Source organism: Streptacidiphilus carbonis, assembly GCF_000787775.1.
Classification (GTDB): Bacteria; Actinomycetota; Actinomycetes; order Streptomycetales; family Streptomycetaceae; genus Streptacidiphilus; species Streptacidiphilus carbonis.
In genome coordinates, this window is the sequence record NZ_BBPM01000078.1 from 18338 (window position 1) to 29122 (window position 10785).

General features: G+C 66.5%; 9 protein-coding genes and 1 pseudogene. 6 read left to right on the forward strand and 4 right to left on the reverse strand.

Annotated elements, in window-relative coordinates; translation table 11 throughout:
• The first annotated feature begins 74 nt into the window (after nt 1-74).
• Genes TR46_RS34225 through TR46_RS34235 form a run of 3 tightly spaced genes read left to right on the forward strand, consistent with a single transcriptional unit; the run spans nt 75 to nt 3306 of the window.
• On the forward strand, nt 75-1400 hold the full coding sequence (locus tag TR46_RS34225; RefSeq protein WP_052433353.1) for an ABC transporter substrate-binding protein: 1326 nt from the start codon (nt 75-77) through the stop codon (nt 1398-1400).
• Between the two features lie 23 nt (nt 1401-1423).
• Nucleotides 1424-2365, forward strand: coding sequence for a carbohydrate ABC transporter permease (locus TR46_RS34230; protein WP_042410065.1), 942 nt, complete (start codon nt 1424-1426; stop codon nt 2363-2365).
• Nucleotides 2362-3306 carry a carbohydrate ABC transporter permease gene (locus TR46_RS34235; protein ID WP_042410073.1) on the forward strand — a complete coding sequence of 315 codons (945 nt, stop codon included), beginning with the start codon at nt 2362-2364 and terminating at the stop codon, nt 3304-3306. Before TR46_RS34230 ends, TR46_RS34235 begins: the two co-directional genes overlap by 4 nt.
• A gap of 327 nt (nt 3307-3633) precedes the next feature.
• On the opposite strand, the gene TR46_RS34240 is transcribed toward TR46_RS34235, so the two are convergent.
• Entirely contained in the window at nt 3634-3900 is a 267-nt protein-coding gene (locus TR46_RS34240; RefSeq protein WP_052433354.1) for a hypothetical protein, read from the reverse strand.
• A 228-nt stretch (nt 3901-4128) separates the two neighbouring features.
• Between TR46_RS34240 and TR46_RS34245 the strand changes: the two genes are divergently transcribed.
• Nucleotides 4129-6906: a beta-L-arabinofuranosidase domain-containing protein gene (locus TR46_RS34245; RefSeq protein WP_201776471.1), complete on the forward strand. Its 2778-nt coding sequence runs from the start codon at nt 4129-4131 to the stop codon at nt 6904-6906.
• On the opposite strand, the gene TR46_RS45650 is transcribed toward TR46_RS34245, so the two are convergent.
• Nucleotides 6903-7298 carry a transposase gene (locus tag TR46_RS45650; RefSeq protein WP_084719186.1) on the reverse strand — a complete coding sequence of 132 codons (396 nt, stop codon included), beginning with the start codon at nt 7296-7298 and terminating at the stop codon, nt 6903-6905. The two genes, TR46_RS34245 and TR46_RS45650, sit on opposite strands and share 4 nt — an antisense overlap.
• 163 nt (nt 7299-7461) lie before the next feature.
• Here TR46_RS45650 and TR46_RS34250 point away from each other — a divergent pair, with 163 nt between their 5' ends.
• The gene (locus tag TR46_RS34250; RefSeq protein ID WP_174505186.1) at nt 7462-7995 is read left to right on the forward strand and encodes a TetR/AcrR family transcriptional regulator; all 534 of its coding nucleotides are present in this window, start codon (nt 7462-7464) and stop codon (nt 7993-7995) included.
• An 85-nt stretch (nt 7996-8080) separates the two neighbouring features.
• Here the strand turns inward: TR46_RS34250 and TR46_RS34255 are convergent, their stop codons facing one another.
• Together TR46_RS34255 and TR46_RS34260 are read right to left on the reverse strand one after the other, a co-directional pair.
• Nucleotides 8081-8650, reverse strand: a complete 570-nt coding sequence (locus tag TR46_RS34255) for a TetR/AcrR family transcriptional regulator (protein ID WP_042410075.1) — start codon at nt 8648-8650, stop codon at nt 8081-8083.
• A 161-nt stretch (nt 8651-8811) separates the two neighbouring features.
• Nucleotides 8812-10311, reverse strand: coding sequence for an MFS transporter (locus TR46_RS34260; protein ID WP_042410079.1), 1500 nt, complete (start codon nt 10309-10311; stop codon nt 8812-8814).
• Between the two features lie 314 nt (nt 10312-10625).
• Between TR46_RS34260 and TR46_RS45460 the strand changes: the two are divergent.
• Nucleotides 10626-10785, forward strand: a pseudogene (locus TR46_RS45460) (alpha/beta fold hydrolase); the annotation flags it as partial.

Consider the following 10785-nt stretch of genomic DNA (forward strand, 5'->3'; position numbering starts at 1 on the left):
CCTCCCCACCAGGAAAGAGCTCCAGAGGCCGCAAGTACTCCCTCCCACCGACACGCAAAGGAACGCCATCCCGAATGAACGTCACCCGCACCTCCCCGAGAGCACTCGCCGCGTTCGCCGCGATGGCCTGTGCCTGCGCCACCGTCGCCGGCTGCAGCTCCTCCTCGGGCCCGGCGAAACCGGGTTCCGCCAGCAGCGGCCCGGTCACCATCCAGTACTGGGGGTGGGTGCCGGACATGGACAAGGCGATCGCGATCTGGAACCAGCAGAACCCGAACATCCACGTCGACTACTCGCAGATCGTCTCCAACCAGGCCACCACGAAGATCCAGGCGGCCGTTCAGGCAGGCAACGCGCCATGCCTCGCGCAGGTCAGCGACGACTCGATGCTCAGCTACGTGGCCGACGGCCTGCTCCAGGACGTCACCGGCCGGGCCGCCCAATACCAGCAGAACTACCTCGGCTGGGCGTGGAACCAGATGCAGGCGGACGGCCACACGTACGGCATGCCGCAGGACACCGGACCGACCGTGTTCTACTACCGCGCCGACCTGTTCAAGAAGTACGGCATTGCAGTGCCGACCACGTGGGCCGAGTACGCCGCCGACGCGCAAGAGATCAAGCAGAAGGATCCGTCCGCGGTGCTCGGCACGCTCTCGCCCGACGACCCCGGCATGTTCCAGGCACTGGCCTGGCAGAACGGTGCGACCTGGTGGAGCACCCAGGGCAACACCTGGGTCTCCGACATCACCGGCTCCCAGACGCAGCAAGTCGCCTCCTACTGGCAGGGGCTGATCAACTCCGGCGACATCAAGATCGTCGACCGCTGGGCCCCGACCTTCTATCAGGACATGCAGAAGAGCACCGTCCTGTCCTACATCGGCGCGGCCTGGAACGCCTCGCTGATCGCGCAGAACGTCGCCTCCGAGTCCGGCGACTGGCGGGTCGCGCAGATGCCCGTCTACAACACCTCGGCCCCGGCCACCGCCAACAGCGGCGGCTCGGCCGTCGCGGTCCTCAAGGGCTGCTCGAACGTCGCGGCCGCGCTCAAGTTCGCCAACTGGCTCGACACCTCGCAGGCGAGCATGAACATCCTGGCCAGCCCCTCCGGCGGCGGCCTCTACCCCGCCTCGACCACGGCGCTCGACTACCCGGTCGTCAACCAGAACGTGGCGTTCTACGGCGGCCAGAACATCTACGGCGAATTCAAGCAGTCCGCGAACGAGGTGAGCCACAACTGGAACTGGGGTCCGGTCCAGACGCAGGTCTACACCGCGCTCGGCAATGAACTGTCGAGCGTGGCGTTGAACAAGTCCACACTGACGGCCTCGCTCTCCTCCGTGCAGCAGACGGCTGTCAGCGCCCTGCGGTCCAAGGGCATCTCCGTCACCACGAAGTGACCGAGTGAGAGTGAGGTAGCACGATGTCAGCCCTGACCCGGCGGACGACCGGACCCGAGCGCGCGCCGCGGCGGACCGCTGTGAAGCGCCAACGCGGCGTGGTGGCGCTGTTCGTCGGCCCCTTCCTGGCCCTGTTCCTGCTCGTGTTCGCCGCCCCGATCGTCTACTCGGCGATCCAGAGCCTCTACGCGGAGCGGGCTTCGGGCCCGCTCGGTCTGGGGGGAATCACCTCGCGGTTCGTCGGCTTCGCGAACTTCTCCACCGTGCTGCACAGCGGCGACTACTGGCACGGCATGGCGCGGGTGTTCCTGTTCGGGATCGTGCAGGTCCCGTTCATGCTCTGCGCCGCACTCGCCCTGGCTCTCGCCCTGGACTCGATCGCCGCGCGGGGGGTGGCCGCGTTCCGCACCGTCTTCTTCCTGCCGTACGCGATCCCCGGCGTCGTCGCGGCGCTGCTCTGGTCCTACCTGTACCTGCCGCAGATCAGCCCGTACACCAAGCTGCTCGGCGTCATCGGCCTGCACCCCGACCTGCTCGGCCCCGGCCTTGTCCTGTGGTCCATCGCGAACATCACGACCTGGACGTACACCGGGTACAACATGCTGATCATCCTGTCCTCGCTCAAGACGATCCCGCAGGAACTGTTCGAAGCGGCGCGGATCGACGGCGCGAGCGAATGGCAGATCGCCTGGCGCATCAAGGTTCCCGCGGTACGTCGCGCCCTGGTCCTGGCCGGCGTGCTGTCCATCATCGGCACGCTGCAGCTGTTCACCGAGCCGACGGTCCTGCAGGGAATCTCCTTCGGCGTGAGCAGCACCTACACCCCGACCATGTACGCCTTCACAGCAGCGTTCTCCAACAGCGACAGCGGCGTGGCCTCGGCGGGCTCGATCGTCGTCGCGCTGCTCGCCGGCGTGCTGTCGGTCGTCTACTACCGCTTCACCATGAGGAAGGCGGACGCATGATCGGCAAGACGGCACCCGAATCCGTGCCCACCGGGACCGCACCTGTGCCGCGGCGGCAGGGTGCTTCCCCACCGCCGGGCGCGAGCCGTCGGACGGCGCGCCCGGTCGGCGTCAAGCGCAGCTCCCGGCTCGTTCTCAACGGCGTGCTGGCCCTCACGGCGCTCTACTTCCTGCTTCCGGTGTGGTGGCTGCTGGTCTCCTCGACCAAGACCAACTCCGGGCTGTTCGGATCCAACGGATTCTGGTTCGCCGGACTCCATCTCGTCGAGAACGTCAAGGACGTGTTCAGCTTCGGCGGCGGCTTGTACGGCCGATGGATACTCAACAGCGCCATCTACTCGGGCCTGAGCGGCATAGGAGCCACCGTGCTCGGGTCCGCCTGCGGCTACGCGCTGGCCAAGTTCGAGTTCCGCGGCAGGGGCGTGGTCTTCGGATTCATCATGTCCGGCGTCCTGGTGCCGTCCTCGCTGCTGACTGTTCCGCTCTACCTGATGTTCTCGAAGATCCATCTCGTCGACACCTACTGGGCGGTGATCATCCCGAGTGTCGTGAGCCCCTTCGCGGTCTATCTGAGCCGCGTCTACGCCCAGGATGCCATCCCTGACACCGTGCTCGAGGCCGCCAGGATCGACGGCGCGGGGGAGTTGCGCATCTTCACGAAGATCGTGGTGCCGATGATGCGGCCCGCGCTGGTCACGGTGTTCCTGTTCAGCTTCGTCGCCGCCTGGAACAACTTCTTCCTGGCCCTGGTCATGCTCTCGAACCAGAAGCTCTACCCGATCACCCTCGGCCTGTACCAGTGGTTCACCCAGAAGGATCAGACCACCTACAACGTCGTGATCACCGGCTCGCTCCTCTCGGTACTCCCGCTCGTCATCGCCTTCCTGGCACTCGGACGCTTCTGGCGTGCCGGACTGTCCGCAGGCAGCGTCAAGGGATGAACTACGAAGGCCATGGCCGGCTTGGCGAAGGAGACGTCGCCGTCCGCGGAAGCCCTGCGGCGGCGCTCGCTGTCTACCTCCCCTTCGAAGACGAGGCCACGCCGCGACTCCGAGCGTGCCATCGCCCAGCGCCATCGACTGCGCGGCCCGGTGGTTCGGCCGGCCGAACCACATCCGAACTATCGACGACGCCCTGGGTGTTCTCGGCGAACGTGCCGTTGCTCCAGGCCGTCGTCTGCGAGGTCGCGGCGCGGGCCGTGGAGGTCGACGCGGTCGCCGACAGTCCCGCAACCGCGAGGACTGCGGTGACGACCGCGCTCCGATTGTTCATTCTTGGCGTGCCAGCGCAGCACGGTACGGGGTGACCAGCAGCTTCATTGCCGAACGGTGACGCTGGCTCGGCAGCCGAAGCAGGGCGGCGAGCACCGCACGGTCCCCGCCGGTGAAGGCGGGCTTGGGGCTGCTGCGCTGCAGGACGGCCAGCTGGTGCCGGAGTCCCAGTATCTCGACATCCTCAGCCGCGGAGGAGTGGGCCGGCAGGCGCAGCCAGCCGAGCAGGAGGCAGCCGAATCTGTAGACCAGACGGAACGTCACGCTTCCCGAGCGTGCGCCGACGGGTTCGCGAACACCCACGATGTGACCCGCATTCTCCTCAACTTTGAGTAGACCGCTCAACAAGCGTGACGCGAACGCTAGCCGTGGAAAAGTGAGGGGGCAAGACTCCACGGTGGAGGAAAATCCGCGGTTCCACTTGACCGGTCACGCGCTTCGGGGGAATATTCCTCAACACTCACTAACGCCACCTCCCCAGGAGCCTCCCCCATGATGCCTCTGCAGAATTCCGTCGCGGGTCTACCCGCAACCGTGAGCCGTCGTGCGGTGTTGAAGACGGCTGCGCTCGCTGCGAGTGCGACGATGGTGAGTAGCCTCGACATTGGGTTCGGCGCCGGCCGCGCGCTCGCCGCAACCGCACCAGTGGCAAACGCGCGCTCCGATTACGGCGTGCAGCTCTACCCGTTCGCGCTTGGCGCCGTCCAGCTGACGTCTAGCCGGTTCCTTGACTCGCAGAACCGGCGGCTCGCCTACATGCGTTTCCTCAGCATGGACAGGTTGCTTTACAACTACCGTGCGACGGCACACCTGTCGACGGCGGGCGCCTCGCCGCTCGGCGGCTGGGAGGATCCCAACTTCAGCTGGCGCGGCCACATCATCGGCCACTACCTGTCGGGCGCATCCCATGCCGTCGCGGGCACGGGCGACTCGACGCTGCAGTCGAATGTGACCTACCTCGTCGCCGAGCTCGCGAAGTGTCAGGCGAACGCCGCGACTGCTGGCTACCACACCGGCTTTCTGGCTGGCTTTCCGGAGAGCCAGTTCGCGGCGATGGAGAGCGGCCAGTACATCGTCGTGTGGTACACGATGCACAAGCTCATGGCCGGTCTGCTCGACGCGTACCGACTCGTCGGACTCGACCAGGCGCTCACCGTCCTGCTCAAGCTCGCCGCCTGGGTCGACAACCACACGGGCGCCTTCACGTACTCGCAGATGCAGGGCTTCCTCAACGTGGAGTTCGGCGGCATGAACGAGGTGCTCGCCAACCTCTACCAGCTCACCGGCGACAGCCGGTGGCTCACCGTCGCGCAGCGCTTCGATCACGCTGCCATCTACGACCCGCTCGCGGCGAACAGCGACCAACTCAATGGCCACCACGCGAACACGCAGATGGCGAAGCTCATGGGCGCGATCAAGGAGTATGAGGCGACTAACACGTCGCGCTACTACGACATCGTGCGCAACTACTGGGACATCGTCATCAACCACCACACATACTGCACGGGTGGCAACAGCGACGGCGAGTACTATCACGGGCCGAACCAGATCTCGAACCGCCTGTCGAATACTACGTGCGAAGTTTGCAACGTCTACAACATGCTCAAGATCAGCCGCGAGCTGTTCTTCGTCAACCCGAGTCGCGCTGACTACATGGACTACTACGAGTGGGCGCTCTACAACGAGATCCTCGCACAGCAAGATCCCACGAGCGCCCACGGCCGCGTCACCTACTACCTGGACATGCGCCCAGGTGCCGCCAAGCTGTACGACGACGACTACGACGCGTTCTGGTGCGACACCGGTTCGAGCATGGAGAGCTACTCGAAGCTCAACGACTCGATCTACTTCTCAGACGGTAGCCGCACGCTCTACGTCAACCTCTTCATTCCGTCGGTGCTCACATGGGGCGCCACGGGGATGACGGTGAGGCAGGCCACGAACTATCCGGCGGCAGACAACACGACGCTGACGATCGGCGGTTCGGGAAGCGCCACTATCAAGCTTCGCATTCCGAAGTGGACGAGCAACCCGACGCTGACCATCAACGGTGCGAGCGCAGGTGTCACGCTGACGCCGGGCACGTACGCGACGGTCTCCCGCACCTGGACGAACGGCGACACTGTCGTGCTGACACTGCCGATGTCGCTCACGTTGACGTCGACACCGGATGACCCGGCCGTGCAGTCGGTCTCGTTCGGCCCGGTTCTGCTCGCCGGTCAGTACGGCCCGTTCAACGACGCCGGCAACCCCACATACGCCGCTGCCAGCCCGACCGTGCTCAGCGCGCTTCCTGTGCTGGATCCGACCTCGTTCAACGGCACCGCGACAGCCTTGACGTTCAAGGCGAGCGCGAACGGCACCTCAGTGACGTTGCTGCCCTACTACGACACGCACAACCAGTACGGCACCGTCTACTGGATGAGTCGTTCGAAGTCGGGCTATGTACGGCTGATGAACCGCAACAGCAACAAGGTGCTCGGCATCACGAACATGGGGACGACCGACGGCATCCGCGCGCTGCAGTGGTCGGACACCGGGACGCCGGACCACCAGTGGGAGCTCGTTCCGGACGGCGACTACGTCCGGATCCGCAACGCGAACAGCGGCAAGCTGCTGGGCGTGAAGGACATGTCGACCAGTGACGGTGCCGTGGTCCTGCAGTGGAGCGACAATGGCACACCAGACCACGACTGGACGTTGGTCGACGCCGGTGGCGGTTACGTCTACATCGTCAACCGCAACAGCGGCATGAGGTTGGACGTCCAGGGCGCCAGCACGATAGACGGCGGCCAGGTGATTCAAAGCGCGGTCAGCACAGCGACGAACCAACAATGGCTGATCATTCCCGATGGCTGGGTGCGCATCCAGAACGTCAACAGCGGGCTGATGCTCGGCATTCAAGGCGCGAGTGGCAATGACGGCGCCCCCGCAATCCAGTGGAACGACTCGGGCACCGCGGACCACGGCTGGACATTCATCCCGGATGCCAACGCGACCTTCCGTATCCGCAACGAGAACAGCGGCAAGGTGCTCGGTGTGGTCAACGAGTCGACGAAGCCAGGCGACCAGGTGCTGCAGTGGGGCGACACCGGCACACCTGATCACCTCTGGCGACTGCAGGCAACCGGCAACGGCGACCAGTTCAAGATCGTCAATGCCAACAGCAACCTCCTTCTCGGCGTGACGAACGCCTCGACGACGCCAGGCGCGCTGTGTCTGCAGTCGACAGACAACGGGACACCCGACCACCTCTGGCGGATTCGCTAAGGCTTAGGAGTCGTTGGTTCTGAAGCTGTCGACTCCCAGTCCGGCCCCCCAGACGGTGTCCACCGAGTGGCTGCAGATCGCGGTGCCGCGGGACCGGGAGGGCAGCTTTTGGACCGGTGCCCATTTCGGCGGTTGGGCGCCGGGTCGCCAGAGGCCGATTCGTGTCGGCCCCGGCCCATGTGGTCGGTCATCTCGCCCTCGAGCGCCGACTCCAGCACCCGCTTCGTGAGCTCGACCAGCAGGCCCCCCTCATCTGTCGGCTTCATCCCGCCTGCCTTGGCCTGGGCCACCAGCTGCCCGACCAGATCCCGGTCCAGCACCTCCAGCCCGGTACCCTCGCCCAAGGTGTCCGCCGTCTGGGCGGCATCAGTCTCATTCATCGCGTTAGTCATCAACTAGCGCTTCCTGTCAGGGACTTCCCACCATTCACGGTACAGACCCGTGCAACTCCGGAGCGATGGTCATGGATGCTCGAACCCTTCTGCTACAGTAAACCGATCGGTTTCCAACGGCCTGGTGGGAGCGCCTCCCCATGGGCATCGGCGAAAGACGGCCATGGGCAGGATCAGTGCGCAGGAGCGACGTGAGAGCGTCATCCGGGCGGCCGTCGCCGAGTTCGCGCTCAGGGGCTACTACGGGACCACGACCGAGGCGATCGCCAAGCGGGTCGGTGTCACGCAGCCGTACCTGTTCCGGCTCTTTCCGGGCAAGCGGGCGATCTTCGTGGCGGCTTTGACGCGGAGCATGGAGGACACTCGGCTGGCTTTCGAGCGGGCGGCCGAGGGGGTCGAGGGTAGCGAGCGGGCCCTTGGGGCCATGGCGCGCGCCTACGCCCGGCTGATGTCGGAGCACCCGGAGACGCTGCTGATGCAGGTGCAGGGACACGTCCACGTAGCGGCCGCCACGGCGCGGGGCGACGACCAGTTCGGCGAACTCGTCCGGACCGGCTGGATGCGGCTGTGGGAGACCGTGCGCCTGCCGCTGGGGGCGGATGCCGACAAGGCCACGGCCTTCCTTGCGCACGGCATGCTGATCAACACCCTGACGGCCATCGGGCTGCCCTCCGACTGCCGGGACGCACGTTCGTGATCCGCCACGCCTGCGGTGACCACCGCAGGCGTGGCCCAGTGTGGGGACGCGTCGGCCCTCGGGCGTGCTGGGCGGGTGACGGGCGTCAGTGCACGCCGGCTGCGTCGAGCAGGGGGACCAGCGTGGGGGCGATGAGGCCGGTGAGGTTGTCGGCTCCGATACCTGCTCGCGCGCTGGCACCGTCGAAGACCAGGCTGAGCTGCCGGGCCAGCAGGTCGGGGTCGCCGGCTCCGCCGCGTTCGGCCTGGTCCCGGAAGAACGCGGTCAGGTTCGCCTTGATCCGGTGGGCCACCCGGCTCGCGGGATGGTTCTGGTCCTTCAGCTCGATCTGCACGGCCAGGTACCGGCATCCTCGGAACTCCGGCGCCTCCGCCTGCGCTTCCACCTGCTCGAAGACGTGCAGGATCCGCTCGCGGGGGGAGCGGTCGTCGTCTGCCGGGGGCAGGAGTGAGGCCACGAAGGCGGAGGCGCGTTCCTCCAGGCTCGCCGCCAGTAGTTCGTCCTTGCTGTCGAACAGCTGGTACATGGAGCGCTTGGACACCCCCGCCGCCTTGCACAGGGCGTCGACGCCGATGCTGACGCCGTCTCGGTAGGTGAGCGTGGCCGCGGCCTCCAGCAGCCGCTCCCGGGGGCTGGCCTTCACTTCGGTGCTCATACGGTGAGGTTAACTCGATTCCGGCAAAATTGAAACCGATCGGTTTCCAGGTGGTCGACGGTGACCCTTGTGGCGCGGCGCAGACGATAGCCGGGGCTGAACGGCGGCGCGGCGACAGCCCCGAGGGGGACCGTCGCCGCGCCGTGGGAGGTGTGCGCGCCTCAGTGGGCGATCACGGGCTCGCCCTCCGATGGCACCAGGGCCGCATTCGGCACCAGGAACGCTGCGAGCAGCGCACCGACCACGAAGAACCCGGCACCCCACGCCAGGGTGGCCGTATAGCCCTCGACCCCGGCCTGCGCCGCGGTCAGCGCGCCGGACTTGTGCGAGGTCAGGTAGTGGGTCGCGGCCGATGAGGCCACGGTGGTCAGCAGCGCCGTGCTGATCGAACCGCCCACCTGCTGGCCGGTGTTGATCAGCGCTGAGGCGACGCCGGCATCCTCGTGGTGCACGCCTGCGGTTGCACCCTGGAACGCGGTGCTCATCACGCCGCCGAGACCCATGCCCAGCAGGATCAGACCGGGCATGATGTCGGCGGCGTAGCCGCTGTCCAGCTTGAGTTGACTCAGCAGAAGCATGCCGGTCGCGGCCACCAGGAAGCTGGCACTGATCACGATCTTCGGCCCGACCCTGGGCAGCAGCAGCGGAGGAACAGTGGTCGACGCGAGAACGATGCCGGCGACCATCGGCAGGAACGCCAGACCGGTCTTGATCGGCGAGTAGCCGATGCTGGCCTCCATGTAGTAGGTCAGGAACAGGAAGATCGAGAACATCCCCATGCCGATGACGAACACCGCCAGGAACGAGCCACCGCGGGTCCGGTCCAGCACGACTCGCAGCGGCAGCAGCGGATGCGCGACCCTGGCCTCCAGCCACACGAACAGCGCAAGCAGCGCCACGCCGGCGACCATGGAGCCGAGGACGACCGGGTTGGTCCAGCTGGTGGACTCGACGTGCGCGAACCCGTAGACGATGGCGAACACCGCGGCGCTCACCGTGATGGTGCCCGGGATATCGAGTTTGGGCCGCTCGGTGACCGCGGGCTTGGCCAGCAGAAGCAGCGCGCCGACGAGCGCGACGGCCGCGAAACCGACATTGACGAACATCACCCAGCGCCATGACGCCCACTGGGTGAGCATGCCGCCGAGCAGTAGTCCGATCGCGCCGCCCGCACCGGCCAAGGCACTGAAGATGCCGAAGGCCTTCGCCCTTTCGGCCGGTTGCGTGAAGGTCACACTGAGCAGCGAGAGTGCCGCGGGCGCGAGCAGCGCGGCGAACAGGCCCTGGGCAACACGTGCCGCGACGAGGACTTCGAAGCTGCCGGCCGCGCCGCCGACCACCGATGCGCCCGCGAAACCGATCAGGCCGGTCACGAAGGTGGTCCGTCGGCCGAACAGGTCGCCGAGCCGGCCACCGAGCAGCAGCAAGCTGCCGAAGGCCAGGGCGTAGCCCGTGATGACCCACTGCCGGTTGCCGTCGCTGAAGCCGAGGTCGTGTTGGGCTGCGGGCAGCGCGATGTTCACGACGGTCGCATCCAGGGTGACCATGAGCTGCGCCACGCCCAGCACGACAAGCACCCACCAGCGCACGCCATGTGAGCCGCGACGGCCCGAGCCTGTCTTTCCGGAGGCGGGCGCCCCCTGGTCCAACGTGGTCGTCATATCTGGCCCCTTGCCGCTGGTCGAAGAACTGGACACAGATCGGAAACCGATCGGTGTCCGACCAGGTAAACAGATCGGTTTCAGCAATGCAAGTCAACACTTGCCCTCCGCGCCGAGAGCGAAGCCGTCACCTCCGAGCCCGAGGGCTGCACCCGTCTGTGTCGCCGTACGGCCAGGGCGGTAGTGCCGGGGTCGCGGGCCGGGTCATTGCTGCTTGTGCGGTGAAACCGATCGGTTTACTGTGGTAGGTACCGACCGGTTTCCACGTTGGGGGCAGTCACGCCTCCGAGGCCGAGCGCGAAGGAGTCAGCGACATGCCCGACCAGGAGACGCACCCCGCGATCCGCATCCCGGGAGCCACCAGTCACACCCTCGCCCCCCGCTCGGGCCAAGGCGTGCTGCGCTACCTCAAAGCCGGCAGCGGCGCCCCCGTGGTCCTGCTGCACACCGTGCGTACGCAGGCCGAGCACTTTC